Consider the following 25297-nt stretch of genomic DNA (forward strand, 5'->3'; position numbering starts at 1 on the left):
GGGGCGGGCCCCTGCCAGGGGGCCGGTTCCAGCACCTCACCGGCCGAGGCGCGCGTCCCCACCCGGGGGCGCGCGCCTCGCGCGTCCGGAATCAGGCGGCGCGGACGGCGGGGACGGCGTCGGGCAGGGGGGCCGGCAGCGCGTCGGGCAGCGTGTCCGGCAGCGCGGCGTCGACCGCGGTGATGGCCGAGCCGGTCGAGCGGGCGGCGCGGCGCGAGCGCTGCACCGCGAACCGGGTGCCGAGGGCGGCGGCGACGACGAGGCCGGCCAGGGCCTCGCGGACCGAGCCGGTGGCGGCGGCCGCCACGGCGACGGTGAGCGCCGCGGCGTAGACCGCCGTCAGCAGGACGGCGGGGGAGGGCAGGTGCACGGGGGACCTCCGGGGGACTGCCGGTCGAGCGGGGACGCGCCCGCCGGGCCGGCGGCCGGGCTGCGGACAGCTCGGCCACCGGCGCGGCGGCGGCGCGGGGGGATGCGGGGTCAGCGGCTCACTTGAGCAGGTCCTTGGCCTTCTGCAGCATCGTGTGGGCCTCGGTCTGCGGGGTGCTGTACAGCCGCGGGTCGCCCGGGGGGAGGACCGGGGCGTCGGCGGTGGCCTCGATCGCCGCGGCGCGGAACTCGCTCCGGCCGTCGATCGACGGGCCGGAGGCCCAGCGGCCGTTGGCGGCCTCGGGGCCGTCGGAGGCCTGGATGAAGGTGTAGCCCAGGTCGCCGATCTCCTCGTCGAGCGGGAAGGCCTCCGGCACCGGGAGGCCCTCGATGCCGTCCTCCTTGAGCTGCTCGACCGCGGCGAGCCACTGCTGCTGGTGCATGTGGTCGCGGGTGATCAGGAAGCGGAGCATGTCCTTGACGCCCGGGTCGTCGGTCATGTTGTAGAGCCGGGCGACCTGCAGCCGGCCCTGCATCTCCGCCGTCGCGTTGTACATGAAGTCGGCGTAGAGGTTCCCGCTGGCGGTCACGTACGCGCCGGTCCACGGGTTGCCCATGCTGTCCATGTAGGACGCCGCCTGGCCGTTCTGGATCAGGTGCTGCGGGTTGTGCTGCCCGTAGCCGGCGGCGGCCTCCTTGGTGCGGTCGGCGGCGTCGGGCTTGAGCGGCGCGTGGTCGAGCAGCCGGTCGATCATCGTGATGATCATCTCGACGTGGGCCAGCTCCTCGGTGCCGATCGAGAGGAGCATGTCCTTGTACTTGCCGGGCAGCCGGCAGTTCCAGCCCTGCAGCAGGTACTGGGTGGCGACGGTCATCTCGCCCCACTGACCGCCGAGGATCTCCTGCATCTTGCGGGCGAAGTCCGGGTCCGGGCCGTCGGGCTTGGCCTCGTACTGCAGGGCGTGGGTGTGCGTGAACACGGGCTCTCCTCGGGGCGTCGTCGCGTCGCCGCCGCTGCGGTGACACCTCCGTTCTGCCCCCGCCCGCTGGCCCACCCGTGCCGTCCCGTGGCCCCCCGGTGCCAGATCGTCCGGAACCCCCTCAGCGGTCCGGGAGGTCCACCCGGAGGGTCAGGCCGGCGCCGGTCACCGCCCAGACGACGGTGCCGCCGAGGTCGTGGGTGTGCCGCTGCACCGACCACAGCCCCAGGCCGGTCAGGTCCACCGGCGGGACGTCGCGGCGCAGGTACTGCACGACGCGGTGCGGGTGCGCGACGTCCTGGGTCAGCGACAGGCGCACGACGCCGCCGCGGCTGGTCACCGCCAGCACCACGGGGGCGCCGTCGCCGTGCCGGTGGGCGTTCTCCAGCAGGTTGGTGAGGATCCGCTGCACCCGGGCGTCGGCCACCCGGACGTCGGCGGCCCGGTCCTGCAGGGCGAGGCACAACTGCCCGGCCGGCAGGCCGGAGGCCGACACGGCGGCACGGACGACGTCGCCGAGCAGCCGGCCGCCCGTGCGACGGGTCGCCCCGCCGGTGGCGTCGGCGGTGCGCAGCATCGACGACAGGTGCGCGGTCTGCGCGCGGGCGAGCTCCAGCAGCTCCGGACGGTCGGCGGGGACGCGGTCGAGGGTGCCCAGCAGCGCCTCCAGCGAGGCCAGGGGGCTGCGCATGTCGTGGCACATGGCCCGGAGCAGCGCCGTCTCCGGGGTGGGGGGCAGCTCCTGCTCCGGGCGCCGGCGGCGGGTGGCGCGCACGACGTGGTCGCGCACCACCCGGGCGAGATCGGGCAGCAGCCCGCTGGGCCGCTGCGTGCGCGGGGTGTCGGGGCCGAGGGTCACGGGCACCTCCGGGGTGCGTGCGGCCGGCGGAGCCGGCCGCGGAGGACGGGAGGGTCGTGGGGTCGACCGACGCCGGGGCTGGGCGCCACGGGCAGATGGGCGGGCACGTGGACGTGGTGGTCGTCGACGACCACCCGCTGTTCAGCCGGGGGCTCTCGCTGCTGCTGCCCGGGGTGAGCGAGGGTCGCGTGCGCGTCGTGGCCACCACCGACGACGCCTCGGCCGCCGCGGCCATGGTCAGCCGGCACCACGCCGACGTCGCCGTCGTGGACCTGCACATGCCGCCGCCGGGCGGGGTGCGGGCGATCGCGGCCATCCGCCGCGCCGACCCGATGGTGCGCGTGGTGGCGCTGTCGGGGCTCGCCGAGGCCGACGCGGCGCTCGAGGCGCTGCGGGCGGGCGCGGCCGGCTTCCTGCCGAAGACCGCCGACCCCGAGCACCTCGTCCGCCCGCTGCTGGCGGTCCTCGACGGCTGGTCGGTGGTGCCGGAGGCGCTGCTGCGCCAGCTGCTGGACGAGGCCGCGCCGACCGGTGAGCAGACCGTCGCCGACCGGCTCACCAGCGACGAGCGCCGGCTGTGGCGGCTGGTCGCCGACGGCACGAGCACCGTCGACATCGCCACGACGCTGCACGTCTCGGAGCGCACCGCCAAGCGGCTCGTCGCCTCGCTGCTGCGCAGCCTGGGCGTGGCGACCCGCGTGGAGGCGGCGGCACTCGCCGGCCGCGCGGGCCTCCGGAAGGGGACCGACGGGCCGGGCTGAGCAGGAGCCGGCTGTGCGGGGGGCATCGCGCCCCCGCTACCCGGGCGCATGATCGACACGCCCGCGTTCCGGAAGGTGGCCCCGACGGGCCAGCGGGACGCCGGGTCAGCCGGCGGCCGGCGGGGCGCCGTCGCCCGCCGCGGCGGCCCACGGGCCGGACGCCGCCACGGTGAACGCCGCGACCTCGGCGGCGGCCATGTCCACGGCCGCGTAGCCGCCGGCCCCGGCGCCCACGCAGGCGGTGACCGTGGCCAGCCCCGCCCGCCGCTGGAAGAACGTCTGCCGGACCGTCCAGCCGACGACGGCGCGGCGCTGCAGCACCGCCTGCTCGCGCACGAGCAGGCCGCTGCGCACGCTGAACGACCGCGGCCCGGCGGCGTGCCCAAGCGCGGCGTAGCGCCCGAGCCCCAGCGGCACGCCGAGCACGGTGAGCGCGATGCCGGCGGCGAGCAGGCCCCAGAAGCCGGTGCCGGCCGACAGCCAGGCCCCGCCCGCGGTGACGACGAGGCCGGACAGGACCGCGCGGAACACGGCCCGCCGGCGCGCGGCGGGCGGGTGTGGCCGCAGCGGGCCGGGGTCGTCGACGAGCACGCCGAGCAGCCGCACCGCCTCCGGCCGCGGGCCGAGCGGGAACAGCTGCCCCCGCCGGTTGGCCGCGCCCAGGCCGGTGACCAGCGCGTTCACCCGGGCCGCACGCACCAGCCGCATGCCCAGGCCCTCGGCCAGCGTGCCGCCGCGGACCCGGTCGACCTCCAGCTCGGTGTGCCGGCGGGTGAGCAGCCCGCGCACGGCCACCAGCGACCCGCCGCGGCGCACCAGCCGGAAGCCCCAGTTGACCACCGCCGCCCCGAGCACCGCCCCGACCGCGAGCAGCGCCAGCCCGGCCACCACGGCGACGGCCACCACGCCGCCGGTCAGCTCCGGGCCGTCGAGGTCGGGCCGCAGGTCGCGCGGCAGCTCCTGCAGCAGCCGCGACAGCGCCCCGACGGCGGCCAGCGGCACCGCCAGGTAGCTCGCGACCAGCGGCGCGTACAGCAGCCAGCGCGGGTCGAAGCGGGCGAGCTCCTCCTCGGGCGGCTCCTCGAACGGCGCCTCCGGGTCGGCGCCCGGGGGCACGGGCCGGGCCGAGCGGCGGTGGGTGAGCACGGAGACGCGCAGCCGGTCGCCCTCGGCCCGCGGGACGCCGTCGACCACCACCTCCTCGTCGCCGTCGGTGCCCACCCCGGCCGCGGCGTCGATGCGCACCCGGACCAGGCCGAACAGCCGGTGCAGCGCGGGCGCCTCCACCTCGACGCCGCGGATGCGGTCGTTGGGGACGGTGCGCACCGAGCGGGCGAGCAGGCCCCGGGTGACCACCACCGCGGCGGGGGTGTCGGCGTAGGTGGTGCGCCACCAGGTGAGCCCGGCGAACAGCAGCGACAGCGCCGTCACCGCCACCACGAGCGCGACGACGACGCCGGGCCCGTCGATCCCGACCGCGGCGACCACCGGGATCGCCGCCGGCACGACCTGCCGGGCCTGCTTGAAGGTGACGGTGTGCAGCAGCACCACGAGGGGCGACGTGCGGCGCGCGGGCGGCGGCGGGGCGGGCGGCGCGGCCACCGGCGTGGTGGGCGCCGGCCAGGGGCCGGGTCCTGTCACGTGGCCTCGTCCCGCACCTGCTCGGCCCGGCGGGCCAGGTCCTCGGCGACCCGCTCGGCCACCGCCACCTCCAGGTGCGGCACCCGGACGGTGCCCTGCGACGACGCGGTCAGCACCGCGACGCTGGCCAGGCCGTAGAGCTGCTGCAGCACGCCGCGGGTGACGTCGACGGTCTGGATCCGGGCGACCGGCACGAGCGTCCAGGTGCGGGTCAGCCAGCCGGTGAGGGTGTGCACCGTCTCGGCGGTGACCTCCCAGCGGTGCACGCGGTAGCGGACCCACGGCCGGATCCCGATCGCCACGACCGCGTAGACGCCGACCAGCACCGGCAGCAGCCAGCGCAGCACCGGCACCGGGCCGCCCACCGAGGCCGGCACCAGGAGCACGGCGACGGTCACGATCGCGCCGTAGACGAGCGTGCCGACGATCCCCTCGGTCACCCAGAGCCAGATCGCCGAGCGCGAGAGCGACCAGGCCGGCTCGGACACCGGGGGCGCGGGGGCGGCGGACATCACGGCCCATCCTCCCAGGACCGCGCGGAGGGCGGCCCGCGCGTCCGGGCTGGGAGGATGGGTGCCGTGATGCCGCAGCAGGTCCCGACCGTGTCCGCCGACGAGCTGCCCGCCGACGCCGTCCTCCTCGACGTCCGCGAGGACGACGAGTGGGTCACCGGCCACGCCGAGGGCGCCACCCACATCCCGATGGGCCAGGTGCCCGCGCGCCTCGACGACGTCCCCGAGGGCGACCCGCTCTACGTCGTCTGCCGCAGCGGCGGGCGCTCGGCGCGGGTGGCCGCCTGGCTCAACCAGAACGGCTACGACGCGGTGAACGTCGGCGGCGGGATGGGCGCGTGGGAGGCGGCGGGCCGGCCCCTGGTGAGCGAGACCGGCCAGCCGCCCTTCGTCCGCTAGTCCTCCGCCTCAGGACCTCGGCGCGTACTCCGCGAAGCGGCTGCGCAGGTCCTTCTTCGAGAACTTGCCGACGCTGGTCTTCGGCACCTCGTCGATGAACTCGACGGCGTCGGGCAGCCACCACTTGGCCACCTTCGGCTGGAGGAACTCGAGGATCTCCTGCTCGGTCGCCGTCTCGCCCTCCTTGAGCACGACGCAGGCCAGCGGGCGCTCGTCCCACTTCGGGTGCGGGATGCCGACGACGGCGGCCTCCTTCACCTTCGGGTGGCTCATGATCACGTTCTCGAGGTCGACCGAGCTGATCCACTCGCCGCCGGACTTGATGAGGTCCTTGGTCCGGTCGGCGATGCGGATCGAGCCGAACGCGTCCATCGCGGCGACGTCGCCGGTGCGCATCCAGCCGTCCTCGGTGCTGAGCACGACGCCGGCGTCGGGGTTGTAGTAGTCCTGGGCGCACCACGGCCCGCGGACCTGCAGCTCGCCGGTGGCCTTGTCGTCCCACGCCTGGGGCTCGAGCGTCTCGGCGTCGACGATCCGCGCCTCGACGCCGAGGAACGGGATGCCGGCGCGGGCGCGCTGGTCGGCCTTGGTCTCGTCGTCGGCGTCGGCGAAGCGCGGGGGCAGGATGCCGGAAGAGGCGACCGGGTGGGTCTCGGTCATGCCCCAGGCCTGCAGGATCGGCAGGCCGACCTGCTCGCGGTAGGCCTCCGACAGCGCCTTGGGCACCGCCGAGCCGCCGCAGCCGATGTCGCGCAGCTTGTGCGGCTTGCCGGCGAGGTGGGGGAGCACGCCCTGCCAGATGGTCGGGACGCCGGCGGTGAACGTGACGCCTTCGTCGACGATCAGCTTCGCCAGCGCCTCCGGCTGCATCATCGGGCCGGGCATGACCAGCGAGGCGCCGGCGGCGGGGGCGGCCTGCGCGATGCCCCAGGCGTTGGCGTGGAACATCGGCACGACCGGCATCGCGACGTCCTGGATGCCCAGGCCGAAGGCGTTGCGCTGCAGCACGCCCATGGTGTGCAGGAACGTCGAGCGGTGGCTGTAGACGACGCCCTTGGGGTTGCCGGTGGTGCCCGACGTGTAGCACATCGAGGCGGCGCTGTTCTCGTCCGTGACGCGGAAGTCGACCGGCGAGGCGTCGGCGAGCAGCGCCTCGTAGTCCTGGACGCGCGGGTCGTCGGGGATCTCGTTGTCCCCGCCGTCGTCCATGACGACGACGTGCTGGACGGTCTTCATCGTGTCGACCAGGGGCCAGAACAGCGGCAGCACCGAGCGGTCGACGAACACGACCTCGTCCTCGGCGTGGTTGGCGATGTAGGTCAGCTGCTCGGGGAACAGCCGGATGTTGAGCGTGTGCAGGACGCGGCCGGTCGACGGGGCGGCGAAGTACAGCTCCAGGTGGCGCTGGCTGTTCCAGCCGAACGTGCCCACCCGGCCGTCGGCGCTGATGCCGAGGGTGTCCAGGACGCCGCCCAGCCGCCGGGTGCGCTCGGCCCACTCGGCGTAGGTCACCCGCGTGACGCCGGTGGGGCTGTTGGTCGCGATCGTCCCGTCGCCGTAGTGCTGCTCGACGTGCCGGAAGATCGCGTCGATGGTGAGGGGGAAGTCCTGCATGAGCCCGCGCATGGCGGCATCGTGCCAGTGACGGCGCTCACGATCTACCGGGAGTGCGCCGGCCCAGCTCGCGCAGGACGTCGGCGGCGACCCAGCGGGCGCCCCGGCCCCCGGAGCGCAGGCCCTCGGCGGTCGCCACGGCGCGTCCGTGCAGGCCAGGGCTGCGCTTGCCCATCTGTCGCAGCGCCCAGCTCGCCCCCTTGCGGACCACCGGCCGGTCGTCGTCGGCGTGCTCGGCGACCGCCCGGAGGAACGGCTCGAACCGGTCGTCGCCGGCCCGCTTCTCCGACACCGCGAGGCCGGCCATGACGGCGAACCCGGCCCGCTTGACGTAGGGCTCCGGCCGCGCGGCCCACGCGAGGGCGCGGTCCCATGCGAGCGGGGTGTGCCGGACCAGGTTTTGGCAGACCTGGTCGCACAGGTCCCAGGCGTCGAACCCCGCGGCCCACGCGTCGAGCTGCGCGGCGTCGACCGCCGACGGGTCCTCGACCATGCTCGCGAGGATCCGGGCCTCGTGGACGCCGGTGTCCCACAGCGCCGCGGCGAGCGCGCGGTCGCGGCCGAGCTCCCGGGCCAGGGCGCGCAGCTCGGTCACCGTGACGCCGAGGGTCCGCGCGCCGCCGACGCCGGTGCGCGCCATGCCGGCCAGCCGCGCCGGGTCGGCCAGCTCGTGGAGCCGGCCGAGCACCGCCGCGGCGTCGGTCACCGGGTGAGGACGACGGGCAGCTCGGCCAGGCCGCGGATGACGAACTCCGGACGGCGCCGCGCCGGGCGGGCCAGCTGGAGGTCCGACGTCCGGGACAGCAGCGCGCCGAAGGAGGCCTGCAGCTCCACGCGGGCCAACGGCGCCCCGATGCAGAAGTGCACCCCGGCGCCGAAGGAGATGTGCGGGTTGTCGGTGCGGCCGACGTCGAGGGTGTCCGGGTCGGGGAAGACGGCGGGGTCGCGGTTGGCCGCGCCGAGCAGCGCGGCGACCTTCTCCCCGGCCGGGACGGTCACGCCGCCCACCTCGACGTCCTCGGTGGCGGTGCGCTCGAACAGCTGCAGCGGCGAGTCGAACCGCATGAGCTCCTCGATCGCCGTGGGCAGCAGCGCCGGGTCCGCGCGCAGCCGCGCGAGCTGGTCGCGGTGCTGCAGCAGCGCCAGCAAGCCGTTGCCGCTCACATTGACCGTGGCCTCGTGGCCGGCGTTGAGCAGCAGGATGCAGGTGGTGACCAGCTCGTCCTCGGTCAGCCGGTCGCCGTCGGAGTCGCGCACGGTGACCAGGTGGGTGAGCAGGTCCTCGCCGGGCGCGCGGCGCCGCTCGGCCGCGAGCTCCCGCAGGTAGGCGACGAACTCCGCGGCGGCGCGCTCGGCGGCGTCCTCCACCGCGTCGGTGCGGCCGTACTCGTACATCTTCACGATGGCGTTGGACCACGGCCGCAGCAGCGGCCGGTCGGCGGCCGGGACGCCGAGCAGCTCGGCGATGACGGCGACCGGCAGCTCCTCGGCCATCTCGGAGAGGACGTCGACCTCCGCGGTGCCGCCGGAGCGCTCGACCAGGCCGTCGACCAGCGAGTCGGCCAGCTCCTGCACCCACGGCCGCAGCCGCTCGACGTGCCCGCGGGCGAACGCCGCGCTGATCAGCCGCCGCAGCCGGGTGTGCTCGGGCGGCTCCATCTCGAGGATGGCGTTGCGGTGGATCAGGTTGAACTGCCCGAACCGCTCCTCCGGCGTGCGGTCCCGCCAGATCCGGCCGAGCCGGCGGTCGCGCAGCACGGCGTTGCTCTCGGCGTGGGTGAAGGCCAGCCACAGGCCCAGGCGCTCGTCCCACTGCACCGGCGCGGTGGCGCGGGCCGCGGCGAAGGCCGGGTAGGGATCGGCGACGACGGCCGCGTCGGTCAGGTCGAGGGGGACGGCCGGCGAGGTCACGGCGGGAAGCCTAGGGCGCGAGGTCCCTTCTCTACGCTGGGCCGCATGGCCCGTTCCGCGACCCGCCGCCGTCCCGCGCCCGCGCCCGCCGCCGGTGAGATCAACCCCAAGGCCCCCTGCCCCTGCGGGTCCGGCCGCCGCTACAAGCACTGCCACGGCTCGGGCTACGCGCCGCCGGTGACCCGCCCGTTCGAGGGCCTGCCCGGCGAGCCCGACTGGGTGGCGCTGCGCGAGCTGGTGCCCGCCGCCACCGCGCCGCTGACGACCACGGACGGTCGCGACGTCACGCTCGCGAGCGTGCTGCCCGGCGGGGCGCCCGCGCTGGTGCGCAGCAACGGCGAGATCCTGCTCGGCGTCCAGCTCACCGCCTCCTCCGACGACGTGAGCCGCGACCTCGGCACGGCGCTGGCCGCGGCGCTCGAGGCCCCGGCGGGCGCGCCGGTCGACCCGGGCCCGATCGGCGCCGCGGGCTCCGCCGGCCCCCGGCTGCAGGAGCTGCTGGACCTGGAGAAGCCGCTCGAGGTGACCGTGCACGAGGACTTCGGCTTCTGGCTCGAGGGCACCGACGCCGGCGCCGCCGCCATGGCCGGCCTGCAGCAGGCCAACGAGGCGGTGCTGCCGACGGTCCGGCTCGACGGGCACGGCGCCGCGTACTGGGTGCGGCCCGGCAGCGAGCGGGCGCACCTGCGCTGGGTGCGGCCCGAGGCCGAGGAGTCGCTGCTCGACGCGCTGGCCCGGCTGTCGGCCGCCGACGAGCTGGTGCTCGGGGAGGGCACCCGCTACGCCGGCGCCTTCCGCGCCCACGGGCTGGTCGTGCCGGTGTGGGACCTGCCCGCCGACACCCCGGCGGAGGAGTGGAACGCCCCGGCCGGGGAGTTCGCCGGCCGGCTGGAGCAGGCGCTGGCCGCCTCCGGCCCGCTGTCGGCCGACGAGCGCCGCGCCCGCGCCGGGCTGCTGTCCCGCCAGGTCACCCTGCGCTGAGCCGGGTCGTGCTCTGCCCCGCCGGACGGGGCAGAGCACGACCGCGTCCGGGAGGCCGTGTGCCCTCCCGCGGCGGCTCGTGCTCTGCACACCACTGCGTGCAGAGCACGACCCCGCCCGGGAGGACACCCGCCCGGGAGGCACGTGCACCGCTCAGAGCGAGCGGATGAGGTGCCGGAAGAAGACCGCGCCCCGGTGCAGCGCCGCGACGCTGATCCGCTCGTCGGCCGCGTGCAGGGCGTCGAGCTCGCCGCGGGAGAGGTCGAAGGGCATGAACTGGTAGACCGCGTCGCTGATCTGCGCGAAGTGCCGCGCGTCGCTGGCCTGCACCATCAGGTACGGCGCGACGACGGCCTCCGGGTACACCGCCCGCACCGCGGCACCCAGCGCCGCGTAGGCCTCGGTGTCGGTGCGCGACACCGGCGACGGGTCGCTGCCGCCGGTCACCCGCACCTCCACGGTGGGGTCGGCGATCACCCGCCGCAGCCGGTCGACCGTCGACTGCACCGTCTCGCCCAGCGCGATCCGGATGTTCAAGTGCGCCCGCGCCCGGGTGGCCAGCACGTTCTGCGCGCTGCTGCCCTCGAGCTCGGTGACGGCGACCGTCGTGCGCACCAGCGCGTTGGCCTCCCGGCTGGCCCGCGCCAGCGCCGTCGCCAGCACCGGCCGCAGCGCCCGGGCATTGGCGAACAGCGCCCGGTACGCGCCCGGCGCGTGCCGCCCGGCGGCGTCGACCATGCCGAGCACGACGTCGTGCAGCCGCGCCGGGAACGGGGCGGCGTCCAGCCGCAGCACCGCCCGCGCCAGCCGCGCCGGCGCCCCGCCCGGGGTGGGGGAGGACGCGTGCCCGCCGGGGTCGGTGGCCACCAGGTCGACGCCGAGCAGGCCCTTCTCCGCCAGCCCCACGACGGCGATCGGGCCGGGCACGCCGGGGAAGACGCCGCTCACCACGGCGCCGCCCTCGTCGACCACCGCCCACGGGGTGATCCCGCGGTCGCGGAACGCCTGCACCGCCAGCTGCGCGCCGACGCCGGCGACCTCCTCGTCGTCGCCGGAGAAGACGTAGACGTCGCGGGCGGGGGTGTGCCCGGCGGCGGCCAGCGACTCCACCGCCTCGAGCACGGCCACGAGCGAGCCCTTGTCGTCGACGGCGCCGCGTCCGTGCACCCAGCCGTCCTCGACCAGGCCGGAGAACGGATCGCGGGTCCACGCCTGCCCGGTCACCGGGACGACGTCGTGGTGCGCCATGAGCACCAGCGGCGGCCGTTCGGTGCCGCTGCGCCAGCGGTAGAGGAGCGCCCCGTGACCGAGCACCTCACGCTCCAGCACCCGGTGGGTGTGCGGGTAGAGCTCGGCGAGGCGCTCGCGGAACCGGGCGAAGGCGCCGGCGTCGACGAGGGCCCGGTCGCGCGCGGAGACGGTGGGGATGCGGATGAGCTCGCCGAGGCGGGCGGCCGCGGCGTCGGCGTCCAGGCCGGTGGCGTCGGCGGGCGGGACGGCGGCCGGCGCGGGCCGGAAGCGGGCCACCCGGCGGGCGAGCGCCGCGCCCCCGGCGGCCACCCCCGCGGACGCGGCGCCGGCCAGCAGCGGGGCGGTCCTCACGCGACCTCCCGCACGCCCGCGACCTCGGGCCGGTCGGAGAACGCCAGCCGCGGCACGAACACCAGCGACAGCGCGGCCAGCCACGCGGTGACCCCGCAGACCACCCACACGGTCACGTAGCCCGACAGCGACCCGGCCGTGCCCTGCGCGCCCGAGGCCAGCGCCACGGCGAACACGGCCGACGCGAGGCTGCCGCCGAGCACCTTCGTCGTGTTGGTCAGCCCGGTCGCGACGCCGGTGCGCCCGGCCGGCGCCGCCGCGGCGGCCGCGGCCGGCAGCGCCGCCACCAGCGCGCCCGAGCCGAGCCCCGCGACCACCATCGCCCCGAGCACCTGCGGCAGCGTGTCGTGCAGCGGCACGAGCAGCAGGTAGCCCAGGCCGGTGAGCGTGGCGGCGCCGATGAGCGTGACCCGCGGCGTGGTGGCCGCCGAGACCCGCGAGAACTGGCCGGCCCCGAGCAGCATCGACACCACGTAGCCGCCGATGACGATCGACACCTCGCTGGTGGACAGGCCCAGGCCGTAGCCGTGGACCGCGGGGTCGGTGCGGGCGAAGGTCGACAGCGGCCCCTGCGCCCCCAGCACGCTGACGCCGAAGAGCCCGGCGGTCAGCTGGACCGGCCACATGCTCGGCGAGCGCAGCACCCGGAAGTCGACCAGCGGGTCGGTGCGGCGCAGCTCGTAGCGCACGAACGGCACCACCAGCAGCACGCCGAGCGCGGTGACCAGCCACGGCCAGAGCTCGCCGGCGCCGTTGACCCGCACGAACGTCAGCCCGCCGGTGATCACGAGCAGCACCACGCTGAGCAGCGCGACGCCGGGGACGTCGACCTCGCCGTCCTGCCGGCCGGTGCTCTCCGGCACCCGCAGCGCCACCACCGCGACGACGCCCGCGACGAGCAGGCCGGGGACCAGCAGCACCAGCCAGAACCGCTCGCCCAGCGCGCCGCCGATCTGCCCGCCGCCGAGGGCGCCCACGATCGCCCCGGCCTGCAGCGCGGCGACGATCAGGCCGGTGGCCCGGCGGGTGCGGGCCGCGGCGTCGGCCTGCCCGCGCGAGCGGGAGTGGATGAGCGCCACCTGCAGCGGCAGCCACGCGGCGTAGACGCCCTGCACCGCCCAGGCGGCGAGGAACACGCCGAAGTCCTGCGCCACGGCGAGCACCCCGGTGGCCGCGGTGACCAGGGCCGCCGACAGCAGCAGCATCCGCCGGTGGCCGTACAGGTCGCCGAGCTTGGCCAGCACCGGCACGGCGATCGCCGACAGCATGAGCTGGGCGGCCTCGAGCCAGTTCACGTCGGCGTCGTGGACGTCGAGGTGCCGGGCGACGTCGGTCAGCAGCGGGACGTAGTAGCCCTGCAGCACGCCGCTGGTGAACTCGACGAAGACCAGCCAGCCGACCAGCCCGCCCCCGAGCCCGGCGATGCGGCCCGTGCGCCGCGCCGTGTCGGTCACGACTCGTCCCGCCACACGGGGCACGACATGCACCGCGGGCCGCCGCGGCCGCTGCCGAGCTCGGACCCCGCGATCCGGACCACCTCGATGCCGGCCGCCTCCAGCGCGGCGTTGGTGACGGTGTTGCGCTCGTAGGCCACGGCCAGCCGCGGCGCGAGCGCCAGGGTGTTGTTGCCGTCGTCCCACTGCTCGCGCTCGGCGGTGACCGGGTCCAGGCCGGTGTCGATCACCCGGAGCCGGTCGATGCCCATGGCCTGCGCCGCGGCGACGACGAACGGCTGCGGGCCGCGCACCACCAGGTCGCTGGTGTCGTCGTCGTCCGGCGTCTCCTCGGCGGTGACCGTCCAGGCGACCAGCGAGTCGGCGACGGCGGGGTACATGACCATCGCGTCGACGTCGACCATCGTGGCGATCGTGTCCAGGTGCATCGTCGCCCGTTCCTGGGCGATCGGGACGACGAGCACGGTGTGCGCCAGCCCGCGGGCGAACACCCGGCGGGCCAGCCGCTCCGCGCCCCCCGGCGTCGTCCGCTCGCCCACGCCGACGGCGAGCACGCCCCGGGCGAGCAGCAGCACGTCGCCGCCCTCCAGGTGCTCCAGCGAGGCGTCGTAGAGCTGGCCGGTGCCGGCGAAGCGCGGGTGGTGGGTGGCGATCGCCCGGGTGATCGAGCTCTCCCGGTGCCGCGCGGGCATGGCCAGCGACGTGATGGCCACCTGGTCGCCCACCCACACCGACGAGTCGCGGGTGAACAGCAGGTTGGGCAGCGGCGGGACGACGAAGTCGCCGCGGTCCATGAGCTCGTAGGCCAGCCCGCGCCCGCCGCGCAGCTCGTCGTGCGCGAGGCCGGCCATCAGGGTGGCGGCGAGGTCGTCGGACGCGAGGCCGGCCAGGTGCGCGGTGGTGGCGCGCTTCAGGGTGGCGCCCAGCCGCGGGTCGTCGACGGCGGCCGCCACCAGCTCCTCGCGCGCGGCGGGCACCTCCAGCACCTCGGCCAGCAGCCGGCCGAGGTAGAGCACCTCGACGTCGCGTGCGGTGAGCGCCGCGGCGAACGCGTCGTGCTCCTCCTGCGCGCGGGCCACCCACGGCACGCCGTCGAAGAGCAGCTGGTCGTTGTTGCGCGGGGTCAGCCGGCGCAGCTCGGCGCCCGGCCGGTGCAGCACGACGGTGCGCAGCCGGCCGACCTCGCTGGTCGCGCCGAGGGACGGGGAGGCTCCGGGAGTCACGGGGGGAGAGGCTGGCACAGTGGCCGGGCCGTCGCACGGCACCCACCCAGAGGAGGCACCGCGTGGACCTGTTCGACCTCACCGGGAAGGTCGCCGTCGTCACCGGCGGCACCCGCGGCATCGGCCTGATGATGGCCCGCGGGCTGCTCCAGGCGGGCGCGTCGGTCTACGTCAGCTCCCGCAAGCCGGAGGCCGGCGACGAGGCGGTGGCCGAGCTGTCGGCGTTCGGGCGGGTCGAGTCGATCCCCGCCGACATCAGCACCGAGGCCGAGTGCGTCCGGCTGGCCGAGGAGGTCGGTCGGCGCGAGGAGCGGGTGCACGTGCTGGTCAACAACGCCGGCGCCACCTGGGGCGAGCCGCTGGAGACCTTCCCCGCCTCGGCGTGGGACAAGGTCCTCGACCTCAACGTGAAGGCGCCGTTCTTCCTCACCCGGGCGATGCTGCCGCTGCTGGAGGCCGCGGCCACCGACGACGACCCGGCCCGCGTGGTCAACGTCGGCAGCATCGACGGGCTGCACGTGCCGGTGCTGCCGACCTACTCGTACTCCTCCAGCAAGGCCGCGGTGCACCAGCTCACCCGGCACCTGGCCAAGGAGCTCGGGCCGCGGCGGATCACCGTCAACGCCGTCGCCCCGGGCCCGTTCGAGTCGAAGATGATGGCCGCGACGCTGGCCGCCCGCGGCGACGAGATCGCCGCCAGCTCGCCGCTGGGCCGCATCGGGCGACCCGACGACATGGCCGGCGTCGTCGTCTACCTGGCCAGCCGGGCCGGGGCGTACGTGACCGGCGCCGTCCTCCCCGTCGACGGCGGCCGCGCGACCACCCTCTGATCAGGCCGGGCGCCCCCGCGCCGGTTCGTCCCGGGCCGCGCGGGGGAGCGGGGGAGCCGTCCGGTCGGTCCGGCGGCGCCGCGGCGGCCGGTGCGCGCCCTCGGCCGGCACCCGCTCCAGGTGCGACTCCGCCAGCGCCACCTGGTGCGGCGAGCCGACCCGGCGGCCCTGCTCGCGGGCGCCGGTCCACCAGTCGCGCGCGGCCACGGTGTCGCCGGTCTGCTCGGCGATCCGGCCGAGCAGCTCGTCGTAGGCGCCGAGGCTGAACGCCGGCGTCCCGAGCACCGCCTGCCGGCCGCGGAAGGGCAGCAGCGCGACGGTGGCCATGGTGATCTCGGCCTCGTCGCCGAGGTGCAGCGCGGCCTCGGCCTGCAGCAGCGTGGCGACGTCGCTGGCCCAGTCGCGGATCTGGGTGCGGCCCCAGCGGGCGCGCAGCCGCCGGGCCTCGACCAGGTCGCCGGACTCCGCGGCGGCCACCACGGCCATGAGCTGCAGCAGCGGGTTGCCCTCGTCGCCGGTTTCCACGAGCAGGCCGATCGCCTCGGGCAGCCGGCCGTCGCCCCGGCGCAGCGCGAACTGGTGCGCGGCGTAGGCGTGCCGCGAGTGCGGCGTCACCCGGCGGTAGAGCTCGTGCGCCTCGGTCGTCAGCTCCTCGGCGCGCGCGGCGTCGCCGGCGAGCCACGAGGCGCCGGCCTGCTGCCACAGCACGTGCGGGCGCACCTCGGGCCCCGACAGCGAGAACGCCAGCCGGCGCCCGGCCTCCAGGTCGGCCTCGAAGCCGGCGCGGTCGGTGAGGTGCAGCCGGATCGCCGCGCGGTGCAGCCGGGCGTAGAACTCGGTGCGCCGCGGCAGCCCCCGGCCGGCCAGGGCCAGCGCCTCATCGGTGGCGGCCAGCCGCAGCTCGGCGGCGCCGGGGCGGCCCCACACCGCGAGCGAGAAGTTGTTCAGCGTCCGGCCCAGCAGCTCCGGGTCGCCGACGCCGCGGGCCAGGGTCACCGCCCGCTCGGCGTACCGCACGCCGCGCTGCAGGTCCTCGCTGAAGGCGAGCTCCACGCCGAGGGTGCCGAGCAGGCGGGCGGTCAGCCGGTCCCGCTCGGCGTCGGTGGCCTCCGGCGCGATCTCGTCGGAGTGCTCGAGCAGGTCCTCCAGCAGTGCCACCATCTCGCCGTCGACGACGCCGTGCGGGCGCCAGTTCCACAGCGTGACCTCGCCCCAGACCGCGGCCGACTCGAGCATGCAGCGCCGGTCGCCGAGCTCGCGGGCCAGCGCCAGCGCCTCGCCCACCACCTCGTGGGCCTCGGTGCGCTGGCCGCTGCGCAGCAGGTCGTTGCCGAGCGCGGTGAGCAGGTCGTGCCGGGTGCGGGTGGCGTCGGGCGCCGAGGGGTCGAGCAACCGCAGCGCCCGGCGCGTGTGCAGCGCGGCCTCGCCGTCGGCCAGCCGGGCCCGCGCGATCCCGGCCGCCACCGACGACCAGCGCAGCCCGGACGCCGGCCCGACGACGGGCGCGGCCTCGACGAAGTGGTGCGCCAGCCGCTCGGCCAGCGCGTCGTCGGCCCGGCCGCCGGGCGCCCGCTGCTCCAGGGCGGCCCCCAGCCGGGCGTGCAGCTGGGCGCGGCGCAGCGCCGGCAGGTCGTCGGCGAGCACCTCCTGCACCAGCGCGTGGGTGAACCGCCAGCTCCACGGCGCGGACCCCTCGCCGACCAGGCCGACGGCGGCCGCGGCGTCCAGCGCGGCGAGCGCGGCCTCGGCGTCCTCCCCGGCGGCGCGCAGCAGGTCCAGCGTCACCTCGCGCCCGGCGACCGCGGCCAGCTCGAGCACCGGCCGGGCACCGGCGGGCAGCCGCGACAGCCGGGTGCGCAGCACCTCGACCACCGACGGCGGCACCGGGACGCGGGCCAGCGAGAGGTCGCGGGCGCCGCGCATCCACCGGGTCAGCTCGACGACGAAGAACGGGTTGCCCGCGGTGCGGTCGTGCACGGTGGCGGCGAGGCGGGCGTCGCCGGCGCGGCCGAGCTGCGCGGTGAGCAGCGAGGCGACGTCGTCGGGGGCCAGGCCGCCGAGCGCGAGGGTGGTGGCGGCGGGCTCGCGGGCCAGCCGGGCCAGGCAGTCGGTGACCGCCTCGGGCAGGTCCTCCCCGACGCTGCGCACGGTCACCACGACCAGCAGCGGCACCCGCGGCAGGTGGCGGGCCAGCAGGCCGAGCAGCTGCACCGAGGTGGCGTCGGCGCCCTGCAGGTCGTCGAGGACGACGAGCACCGGGCGGGCCGCGGCGGCCGCCGCCAGCCGCGCGCGCAGCGCCTGGAACAGCCGGAACCGGGCGGCGTCGGCGTCGTCGTCGCCGTCGGTCGGGTCCGGCGGCTCCTGGTCCAGCTGCTCGAGCACCTGGGTCCACGGCCACAGCGGGGGCGCGCCGGCGTCGTCGGCGCAGCGGCTCTCGGCCACCGCCCACCCCGCGGCCCGGCTCATCGCGGCGACCGCCTCGGCCAGCCGGGTCTTGCCGATGCCCGCCTCGCCGCCCAGCACGACGACGGCGGGGCGCCCGGCCGCGGCGGACTCGGCGACCGCGCGCAGCCGCGCCAGCTCCTCCTGCCGGCCGACCAGCCCGTCGTCGGCCGGGGGAGCCAGCGGGGCCGGCGCGGGCGGCGGCGGGGGCACGACGGTGAGCGCGGGGCGGGCGCGGCGGGCGAGGGCCGGGTCCTGCCGCAGCACGGCCCGCTCGAGCTCGCGCAGCTCGGGGCCGGGGTCGATGCCGAGCTCCTCGCGCAGCAGCTCGGTGCAGCGCCGCAGCGCGTCGAGGGCGTCGGCCTGCCGGTCGGCGGCGTACAGGGCGGTGACCAGCCGGGCCCACAGCCGCTCGCGCAGCGGGTGCTCGGCGACCAGGCGCTCGAGGTCGCTGACGGCGGCGTCGGCGCGGCCGGCGGCGAGCAGGGCGTCGCAGCGGCGCTCCCGCGCGCGGACGTGCAGCTCGGTCAGCCGGTGCCGGTCGGCCGCGCCGGGGCCCTCGCCCAGCTCCGGCAGCGGCTCGCCGCGCCAGAGGTCCAGCGCCCGCTCGAGCGCGGCGACGGCGGCGGCCGGGTCGGTGTCGGCGGCGCGGTCGCCGTCCTCGACGAGCCGGGCGAAGCGCAGGCTGTCGAGGTCCTCGGGGCCGACGTCGATCCGGTAGCCCGGCGCGCGGGTGAGCAGCACCTTCGCCGGCTCGCGCGGCCCCCGCTCGGGCTCGAGCACCCGCCGCAGGTGGGAGACGTAGGCCTGCAGGGTGCCGGTCACGGTGGGCGGCGGCTGCTCTCCCCAGAGCGCCTCGACGATGCGGTCGACGGCGACCACCCGCCCGGCCTCGGCGAGCAGCAGCGCCAGCAGCGCCCGGGGCTTGGCGCCGCCCACGTCGACCGGCCGCCCGTCGGGACCGGTGACCTCGAGGGGGCCGAGGACGCGGTACCGCACGACGCGGGATCGTCCCAGGTTCGGAGCCGGAACGGGAGGGGTCCGCTCCTCTCAAGTCGCGCGCAAGTGGCGGTCAAGGCGGCGTCGCCAGGGTCGTCCCCGACCCGACCCCCGCTGCTCCGGACCCCCGAGGAACCCGCCATGACCCTGCCCGAGGTCGCCTCCCGCCCGCTCCCGCCGCCCACCGCCGTCGACGACCTCCGCCTGGAGGTCCGCGGCCCCGTCCTCGCCGCTGGCGACGAGGGGCTGGCCGCGGAGGTGGCCACCTGGAACACCGCGGTCACCCACACGCCCGCGGTGGCCGTCGGGGCGGTGTGCGCCGCCGACGTCGTGGCCGCCGTCCGGTTCGCCACCGCGCACGGCCTGCCGGTCGCCGTCCAGGCCACCGGGCACGGGCCGGTCCGCAACGCCGACGGCGCCGTGCTGGTGACCACCTCGCGCATGCAGGGCGTACGGGTCGACCCCGAGCGGCGGACCGCGCGCGTCGAGGCCGGGGTCAAGTGGGCCACGGTGCTCGCGGCCGCCGCGCCGCACGGCCTGGTCGGGCTCTGCGGCTCGTCGTCCGACGTCGGCGTCGTCGGCTACACCCTCGGCGGGGGCATCGGCCCGCTCGGCCGCCGTTTCGGCGCCGCCGCCGACTCCGTGCTGGAGATCGAGATGGTCACCGCCGACGGCGAGCTGCGCACCGTCACCGCCGAGTCCGACCCGGAGCTGTTCTGGGCGGTGCGGGGCGGCAAGGGCAGCTTCGGCATCGTGACCGCGCTGGAGTTCCGGCTGTACGCGGTGCCGGCGCTGGTCGGCGGCGGCCTGTTCTTCGCCGGCCGCGACGCCGCCTCGGTCCTGCACGCCTTCCGCACCTGGGCGCCGACCCTGCCGGAGGAGGCGAGCACGTCGGTGGCCGTGCTGCGGCTGCCGCCCCTGGAGTTCCTGCCGCCGCCGCTGCGCGGGCAGACGGTGGTGCACCTGCGCTTCCTGTACGCCGGTGACGACCCCGCGGCCGCCGCGGCCCTCGTCGAGCCGATGCGCGGCACCGGCGAGGTCCTGCTCGGCGGCATCGAGCCGCTGCCGCCGACCGCGCTGGACGCCGTCCACATGGACCCGACCGACCCGATGCCCGGCTGGGAGAAGGGCGTGCTGCTGTCGGACCTGACGGAGGAGACGGTCGACGCGCTGCTCGTCGCGGCGGGCCCGCAGGTCGAGGTGCCGCTGGCGATGGTCGAGGTGCGCCAGCTCGGCGGGGCGCTCGGCCGGCCGGGCGAGGCGCCGAGCGCGGTGTCCGGGCGCGGGGCGCCGTGGTCGGCGTTCGTGATCGGCCCGATGGTGCCGGGGCTGACCGAGGTGGTGCCGATGGTGGGCCGGGGCGTGCTGGCCGCGCTCGGGCCGTGGACGGCGCCCGGCGCGCTGCTCAACTTCATCGGCGACGTCGACGGTCCGGCCGGCGTGCTGGCGGCGTGGGACGCGGAGACGGGGGAGCGGCTGCTCGCCGTCAAGCGCGCGGTCGACCCGGGGGACGTCTTCTCCGGGGGGCACGCCCTGCGCGGGGGCTCCGGTGCCTGAGCGCGCGCCCCGGCTGCCCCGGTCGCTGCGCCGCCGCGGCGGGATCCCGCCGTCGGTGCCGCCGCCGGGCTGGACCCCGCCCGCATGACCAGGTGACCTGATCGTGCTGCGTCCTGGCTCACCTCCGGCGGTGAGCCAGGACGCGCTGCGGTGAGCCCGGCTGATCGTGCGGGGTCAGTCCGGCAGCAGGACGCCGGGGTTGCAGACGCCGCGCGGGTCCAGCCGCTGCTTGACCGCGCGCAGCACGTCGACGCCGAGGGGGCCGACCTCCCGCTCCAGCCAGGGGCGGTGGTCGGCCCCGACGGCGTGGTGGTGGGTGAGCGTGCCGCCGGCGGCCAGCAGCGCGTCGGTGGCCGCCCGCTTGGCGCCGAGCCACTGCTGCAGCGGCAGGCCGTCGTCGCGGTCGGCGAGCACGGTGACGTAGAGGGACGCGCCGGTGGCGTAGCCGTGCGAGACGTGGCTCATCACCAGCGGCTGCCGCCCCGGCGCGCCGAGCGACTCGCGCAGCGCCCGCCGGACGGCGTCGTACACCGCGGGCAGCGCGCTCCAGGTGGCCGCCGTCTCCAGCGTCTCCACCAGGAGCCCCGCGTCCATGAGCCGGTCGCGCAGGTAGGGCGCGGCGAAGCGGTGCCGGCGCCACGACTCGCCCACCCGCCGGCCCACGCGGGCCGCGCCGTGCTCGCGCAGCACCCCGACCGCCGCGCGCCGGCGGGCGCGCACCAGCGGCGGCAGCCCCTCCCAGCCGACGACCAGCAGGCACCCCTCGGCGCGGCCGCGGGCCCGCAGCGCGCCGCGCAGCAGCCGCGCCCCGGCGCCGCCGGCGTTGAGCAGGTTGGCCCGGGTCTCCTCGGGGTCGGACAGCCGGACGACGTCGGGCAGCAGGTCGTGCCGGGCCAGCCGCTGCAGGCCGGCCAGCCCGTCCTCCCAGGTGCGGAACGACCAGCCCTCGTAGACGGCGGTCCGCGGGCGGGGGCGCACCCGCAGCCGTACCTCGGTGATCACGCCGAGCGCGCCCTCCGACCCGAGCGCGAGGCCCAGCAGGTCGGGTCCGGCCGCCGACGCCGGCGGGTGCCCGAGCTCCAGGACGCCCGACGGGGTGGCGAGGGTCAGGCCGGCCACGAGGTCGTCGAAGCGGCCCACGCCGGTGGACGCCTGCCCGGCCGAGCGGGTCGCCGCGTAGCCGCCGACCGTGGCGAACTCGAAGCTCTGCGGCAGGTGCCCGAGCGTCAGCCCGTGCTCCGCCAGCGCCTCCTCCAGGGCCGGCCCGCGCATGCCCGGGCCCACGGTGACCAGGGAGGACGCCACGTCGACGTCGGACACCGAGGCCATCCGGGACAGGTCGACCGACAGCGACGGGCGGTCGTCGGGGTCGACGCCGGCCAGCCCGCCGACCACGCTCGTGCCGCCGCCGAACGGCACGACGACGACGTCGCGCTCGCTGCACAGCGCCAGCAGCACCGCGGTCTCGGCGGTGCTCCCGGGCAGCGCGACGGCGTCGGGGGCGTCGGAGGCGTCGCCCCCGCGGCGGCGCAGCAGGTCCAGGTAGCTCTTGCCGCCCGCGCGGCGCAGCCGCGACTCGCGGTCGGTGCGCACGTGCTCCTCGCCGAGCAGGCCCGCCAGCGCGGCCCGCACGTCGTCGGGCAGCCGGGACGGCGCCAGCCGGATCTCGCCGACGGCGACCGGCGGGGTGGCGCGCGGCGTCCAGCCCAGCTCCCGGGCCAGGTGCCGGCGGGCCGCCTTCGGCAGCGGCAGCTCCGGGTCGCGGGTGAGCTCCAGCCCGCCGCCGGTCTCCTCCGCTCCCTCCCCGGCGTCGGCCACGGTGGCCACGCGGGAGCTGCCGGGCCCCCATCCCTGGATGGTCATCTCCGGCTGCTCGGGCACGGCTACAGTCTGCCGGTGCTCCGCCCGGGACCCCGCACGTGACCGGCCCGGCCCCGCACGGTCCCGACCTCACCCCGGCCCGCCGCGCGGCCGACCTCGAGGCGCTGACCAGCACCGACGTCGACGTCGTGGTCGTCGGCGGGGGAGTGACCGGCGCCGGCGTGGCCCTCGACGCCGCGGCGCGCGGCCTGTCGGTGGCGCTGCTGGAGCGGGCCGACCTCGCCGCGGGCACCAGCCGCTGGTCGAGCAAGCTCGTGCACGGCGGGCTCCGGTACCTCGCGCACGGCGAGATCGGCCTGGCGCGGGAGAGCGCCCGCGAGCGCGCCGTCCTCATGCGCACCACCGCGCCGCACCTGGTGCGGGCGCTGCCGTTCCTCGTGCCCGACGCCGCCGGCCGCGACGTCAGCGCCGTCGGGGCGCTCGGCGGCCGGCTCGGCGACGCGGTGCGCCGCTCGGTGCGGGGCGGCCCGGGCTCGCTGCCGGGGACCCGGCGGGTGGGCGCGGCCGAGGTCGCGCGGCTGACACCCGCCGTCGTGCCCGGCCGCGGCGGCGCCGTCTTCTGGGACGGGCAGCTGTCCGACGACGCCAGGCTGGTCGTGGCGCTGGCCCGAACGGCCGCCGCGCACGGCGCGCGGGTGCTCACCGGCGCGCGGGTCACCGGCGTCGACGGGCGCGAGGTGTCCGCCGTCGTCGACGGGACGCCGGTGACGCTGCGGGCCGGCGCCGTGGTCAACGCGACCGGCGTGTGGGCGCAGGCGCTCGCGCCGGGGATCCGGCTGTCGCCCTCCCGCGGCTCGCACCTGGTGGTCCGCGCCGGCCGGCTCGGCGACCCGCTCGCCGCCCTCACCGTGCCGCTGCCGGGCTCCCGGTCCCGGTACGTTTTCGCGCTGCCGCAGCCGGGCGGGCTGGTGTACCTGGGCCTCACCGACGAGCCGGTCGACGGCCCGGTCCCCGACGGCGACCCGCTGCCGTCCGACGCCGAGGTGGACCAGCTCCTCGGCACGGTGAACCGGGTGCTCGCGGTGCCGCTGACCCGCGACGACGTCGTCGGGGCCTACTCGGGACTGCGGCCGCTGGTGCTGCCGGAGTCGGCCGGGACGGGCCCCGGCGACGCCACCGCCGACCTCTCCCGCCGGCACCTGCTGCGGGAGGACGGACCGGTCCTCTCCCTGGTCGGCGGCAAGCTCACCACGTACCGGGCGATGGCGGAGGAGGCGGTCGACGCCGTCGTCGCGCGGCTGGGCCGGGGCGCCCGCCGCTCGCCGACCGCGCGCCTGCCGCTGGTGGGCGCCGCGTCGCCGGCGGAGCTGGCGCGGGTGGCCGCGCCCGCCCGGCTGGTGGCCCGCTACGGCACCGAGGCGCCGCGGGTGGCCGCGCTCGGCGCCGGGCCGGTGGTCGAGGGCCGGCCGGAGACGGTGGGGGAGCTGCGCTTCGGGGCGCTGGCCGAGGGGGCGCGGACGGTCGCCGACCTGCTCGACCGCCGGGTGCGCCTGGGCCTGGTGCCGGCCGACCGCGAGCGCGCCGTGGCGGCCGCCGAGGACGCCCTGTCCCACTGACCGGGATCGTCGTTTCGCAGAGTGGGACGGCGGGAGCAGGATGGCCGGCGTGGACACCTACACGCACGGCCACGCCGAGCCCGTGCTGCAGTCGCACCGGTGGCGCACCGCGGAGAACTCGGCGGCGTACCTGCTCCCGTACCTGCGACCCGGCCTCGACCTGCTCGACGTCGGGTGCGGGCCGGGCACGATCACCGTCGACCTCGCCCGCCGGGTGGCGCCGGGCCGGGTGCTCGGCCTCGACGTCTCGGCCGACCCGCTGGACGAGGCGCGGGCGCTCGCGGCCCGCGAGGGCGTGGCGGTGACCTTCGCCGTCGGCGACGGATACGCGCTCGACCTGCCCGACGACTCGGTCGACGTCGTGCACGCCCACCAGGTGCTCCAGCACCTGACCGACCCGGTGGCGGCGCTGCGCGAGATGGCGCGGGTGTGCCGGCCCGGCGGGCTGCTCGCGGTCCGCGACGTCGACTACGCCGCCACCACCTGGTACCCCGCCGACCCCGGCCTGGACCGGTGGCTGGAGCTGTACGGCCGCGTGGCCCGCGCCAACGACGCCGAGCCCGACGCCGGCCGGCGGCTGCTGTCCTGGGCGCACGCCGCGGGTCTGCGCGACGTCACCGCGTCGGCGTCGTCGTGGTGCTACGCGTCGGCGGCCGAGCGGGAGTGGTGGGGCCGCTCCTGGGCCGGCCGCGCGACGGCGTCGGCGTTCGCGGAGCAGGCCGTGGCGTACGGCCTGGCCACGCGGGACGAGCTCGGCGAGCTCGCCGCCGCGTGGCTGCGCTGGGCCGCCGCGGACGACGGCTGGCTCGGCATGCTGCACGGCGAGCTGCTCGTCCGCGTGTGAGCTCCCCGGGAGCGGGGACGGCCGTCCCCGCTCCCGGGGGTCAGCCCTGCCGGGCGGCGTTGGCCTGGACGGCGGTGCTCACCCACTGCGCCAGGCCCGGCGCCACGGCCTCGTAGGTGGCGGTGAACCGCTCGTCCTCGACGTACATCCGGCCGAGCGCCGCGTGCATCTCCGGCGGGCAGTCGTAGAACCACCGGCAGATCTGCTGCCGCGCCTCCTCGGCGAGGTCCATGCCCGGCGCCGAGTCCGGCGCGACGCCGTCCCGCAGTGCCCGCGCCATCCGCCCGTTGAGGTCCTCGCCCTCGGCCTTGATCCGGACCCAGTCCTCCTTGGTGTAGGCCGCGGTGCGCCGCGAGGACTCGCGGTAGGCGTCGGTGTCGCCCCACCGCTCCTGCACCTCGGCCTCGTACCGCTCCGGGTCGTGCTCGCCGAACACCTCGAACCGCTCCTCGGGGGTCAGTGCGATCCCCATCTGCCTCGCCTCCATCTCCTTCTCGACGGCCGCGACCATCGCCCGCGTCCGCTCCAGCCGGTCCCGCAGCAGCCGGTGCTGCCGGCGCAGGTGCGCCGCGGGGTCGGCGGACGGGTCGTCGAGCAGCGCCGCGACCTCCTCGAGGGGGAACCCGAGCTCGCGGTAGAGCAGCACCTGGTGCAGCCGGTCGAGGTCCGCCGCCGAGTAGCGGCGGTAGCCGGCCGCGGTGCGTCCCGACGGCGACAGCAGGCCGATCCGGTCGTAGTGGTGCAGCGTGCGCACCGTGACGCCGGCCAGCGCCGCCACCTCGCCCACGTTCATCCCGGGTCCCTCCTCCCTGACGGCGACGAGTGCACAGCCTGACGTCGCGTCAGGGTCAAGCGCGATCGTCGCATCAGGGCCGAGCGCGA

At 77.3% G+C, this 25297-nt stretch carries 21 protein-coding genes; 7 read left to right on the forward strand and 14 right to left on the reverse strand.

Annotated features, from left to right (window positions below; translation table 11 throughout):
• Positions 1 to 91: 91 nt before the first annotated feature.
• The 3 genes from BUE37_RS00215 to BUE37_RS00225 all read right to left on the reverse strand — a co-directional run bounded on the left by BUE37_RS00215 (position 92) and on the right by BUE37_RS00225 (position 2208).
• The gene (locus tag BUE37_RS00215; protein WP_073417783.1) at positions 92 to 370 is read right to left on the reverse strand and encodes a hypothetical protein; all 279 of its coding nucleotides are present in this window, start codon (positions 368 to 370) and stop codon (positions 92 to 94) included.
• Between the two features lie 118 nt (positions 371 to 488).
• Positions 489 to 1349: a manganese catalase gene (locus BUE37_RS00220; protein ID WP_073417785.1), complete on the reverse strand. Its 861-nt coding sequence runs from the start codon at positions 1347 to 1349 to the stop codon at positions 489 to 491.
• Between the two features lie 121 nt (positions 1350 to 1470).
• Positions 1471 to 2208 (reverse strand): sensor histidine kinase, encoded by a 738-nt coding sequence (locus BUE37_RS00225; protein ID WP_073417787.1) that lies wholly within the window; start codon positions 2206 to 2208, stop codon positions 1471 to 1473.
• Positions 2209 to 2264: 56 nt separating this feature from the next.
• On the opposite strand from BUE37_RS00225, the gene BUE37_RS00230 reads away from it, so the two are divergent.
• Entirely contained in the window at positions 2265 to 2969 is a 705-nt protein-coding gene (locus BUE37_RS00230; RefSeq protein ID WP_245794212.1) for a response regulator, read from the forward strand.
• A gap of 105 nt (positions 2970 to 3074) precedes the next feature.
• Here the strand turns inward: BUE37_RS00230 and BUE37_RS00235 are convergent, their stop codons facing one another.
• Complete coding sequence (locus BUE37_RS00235) at positions 3075 to 4610, reverse strand: PH domain-containing protein (RefSeq protein ID WP_245794213.1); 1536 nt, start codon at positions 4608 to 4610, stop codon at positions 3075 to 3077.
• On the reverse strand, positions 4607 to 5122 hold the full coding sequence (locus BUE37_RS00240) for a PH domain-containing protein (protein ID WP_073419402.1): 516 nt from the start codon (positions 5120 to 5122) through the stop codon (positions 4607 to 4609). The genes BUE37_RS00235 and BUE37_RS00240 overlap by 4 nt, the downstream gene beginning before the upstream one ends.
• Before the next feature lie 69 nt (positions 5123 to 5191).
• On the opposite strand from BUE37_RS00240, the gene BUE37_RS00245 reads away from it, so the two are divergent.
• The gene (locus BUE37_RS00245) at positions 5192 to 5521 is read left to right on the forward strand and encodes a rhodanese-like domain-containing protein (RefSeq protein ID WP_245794356.1); all 330 of its coding nucleotides are present in this window, start codon (positions 5192 to 5194) and stop codon (positions 5519 to 5521) included.
• Positions 5522 to 5530: 9 nt separating this feature from the next.
• On the opposite strand, the gene BUE37_RS00250 is transcribed toward BUE37_RS00245, so the two are convergent.
• Genes BUE37_RS00250 through BUE37_RS00260 form a run of 3 tightly spaced genes read right to left on the reverse strand, consistent with a single transcriptional unit; the run spans position 5531 to position 9046 of the window.
• Positions 5531 to 7147 (reverse strand): long-chain fatty acid--CoA ligase, encoded by a 1617-nt coding sequence (locus tag BUE37_RS00250; protein WP_073417794.1) that lies wholly within the window; start codon positions 7145 to 7147, stop codon positions 5531 to 5533.
• A 25-nt stretch (positions 7148 to 7172) separates the two neighbouring features.
• The gene (locus BUE37_RS00255) at positions 7173 to 7841 is read right to left on the reverse strand and encodes a DNA alkylation repair protein (protein ID WP_073417796.1); all 669 of its coding nucleotides are present in this window, start codon (positions 7839 to 7841) and stop codon (positions 7173 to 7175) included.
• Complete coding sequence (locus BUE37_RS00260; protein WP_073417798.1) at positions 7838 to 9046, reverse strand: cytochrome P450; 1209 nt, start codon at positions 9044 to 9046, stop codon at positions 7838 to 7840. Before BUE37_RS00260 ends, BUE37_RS00255 begins: the two co-directional genes overlap by 4 nt.
• A gap of 45 nt (positions 9047 to 9091) precedes the next feature.
• Between BUE37_RS00260 and BUE37_RS00265 the strand changes: the two genes are divergently transcribed.
• Positions 9092 to 10027, forward strand: coding sequence for a DUF5926 family protein (locus tag BUE37_RS00265; RefSeq protein WP_073417800.1), 936 nt, complete (start codon positions 9092 to 9094; stop codon positions 10025 to 10027).
• A 153-nt stretch (positions 10028 to 10180) separates the two neighbouring features.
• Here the strand turns inward: BUE37_RS00265 and BUE37_RS00270 are convergent, their stop codons facing one another.
• The 3 genes from BUE37_RS00270 to BUE37_RS00280 are packed head-to-tail and all read right to left on the reverse strand — an operon-like array spanning position 10181 to position 14306.
• Entirely contained in the window at positions 10181 to 11629 is a 1449-nt protein-coding gene (locus BUE37_RS00270; protein WP_217651085.1) for a M20/M25/M40 family metallo-hydrolase, read from the reverse strand.
• A complete protein-coding gene (locus tag BUE37_RS00275) occupies positions 11626 to 13083 on the reverse strand; it encodes an MFS transporter (RefSeq protein ID WP_073417802.1) in 1458 nt (485 codons plus the stop codon). The genes BUE37_RS00270 and BUE37_RS00275 overlap by 4 nt, the downstream gene beginning before the upstream one ends.
• Positions 13080 to 14306 carry an arginine deiminase gene (locus BUE37_RS00280; RefSeq protein ID WP_139252773.1) on the reverse strand — a complete coding sequence of 409 codons (1227 nt, stop codon included), beginning with the start codon at positions 14304 to 14306 and terminating at the stop codon, positions 13080 to 13082. The genes BUE37_RS00275 and BUE37_RS00280 overlap by 4 nt, the downstream gene beginning before the upstream one ends.
• Positions 14307 to 14368: 62 nt before the next feature.
• Here BUE37_RS00280 and BUE37_RS00285 point away from each other — a divergent pair, with 62 nt between their 5' ends.
• Complete coding sequence (locus BUE37_RS00285) at positions 14369 to 15136, forward strand: SDR family oxidoreductase (protein ID WP_073417804.1); 768 nt, start codon at positions 14369 to 14371, stop codon at positions 15134 to 15136.
• On the opposite strand, the gene BUE37_RS00290 is transcribed toward BUE37_RS00285, so the two are convergent.
• The gene (locus BUE37_RS00290) at positions 15137 to 18577 is read right to left on the reverse strand and encodes an ATP-binding protein (protein WP_073417806.1); all 3441 of its coding nucleotides are present in this window, start codon (positions 18575 to 18577) and stop codon (positions 15137 to 15139) included.
• Between the two features lie 141 nt (positions 18578 to 18718).
• Here BUE37_RS00290 and BUE37_RS00295 point away from each other — a divergent pair, with 141 nt between their 5' ends.
• On the forward strand, positions 18719 to 20134 hold the full coding sequence (locus tag BUE37_RS00295) for an FAD-binding oxidoreductase (protein WP_083628084.1): 1416 nt from the start codon (positions 18719 to 18721) through the stop codon (positions 20132 to 20134).
• Positions 20135 to 20308: 174 nt separating this feature from the next.
• On the opposite strand, the gene BUE37_RS00300 is transcribed toward BUE37_RS00295, so the two are convergent.
• Positions 20309 to 22015, reverse strand: coding sequence for an FAD-binding oxidoreductase (locus BUE37_RS00300; protein WP_073417808.1), 1707 nt, complete (start codon positions 22013 to 22015; stop codon positions 20309 to 20311).
• A gap of 38 nt (positions 22016 to 22053) precedes the next feature.
• Here BUE37_RS00300 and BUE37_RS00305 point away from each other — a divergent pair, with 38 nt between their 5' ends.
• On the forward strand, positions 22054 to 23571 hold the full coding sequence (locus BUE37_RS00305) for a glycerol-3-phosphate dehydrogenase/oxidase (protein ID WP_073417810.1): 1518 nt from the start codon (positions 22054 to 22056) through the stop codon (positions 23569 to 23571).
• Between the two features lie 40 nt (positions 23572 to 23611).
• Positions 23612 to 24415 carry a methyltransferase domain-containing protein gene (locus BUE37_RS00310; RefSeq protein ID WP_175562757.1) on the forward strand — a complete coding sequence of 268 codons (804 nt, stop codon included), beginning with the start codon at positions 23612 to 23614 and terminating at the stop codon, positions 24413 to 24415.
• A 40-nt stretch (positions 24416 to 24455) separates the two neighbouring features.
• Here the strand turns inward: BUE37_RS00310 and BUE37_RS00315 are convergent, their stop codons facing one another.
• Positions 24456 to 25208: a MerR family transcriptional regulator gene (locus tag BUE37_RS00315; RefSeq protein WP_073417812.1), complete on the reverse strand. Its 753-nt coding sequence runs from the start codon at positions 25206 to 25208 to the stop codon at positions 24456 to 24458.
• Positions 25209 to 25297: the final 89 nt, after the last annotated feature.

Origin of the sequence: Geodermatophilus nigrescens (assembly GCF_900129495.1) — a bacterium.
Taxonomy (GTDB): Bacteria; Actinomycetota; Actinomycetes; order Mycobacteriales; family Geodermatophilaceae; genus Geodermatophilus; species Geodermatophilus nigrescens.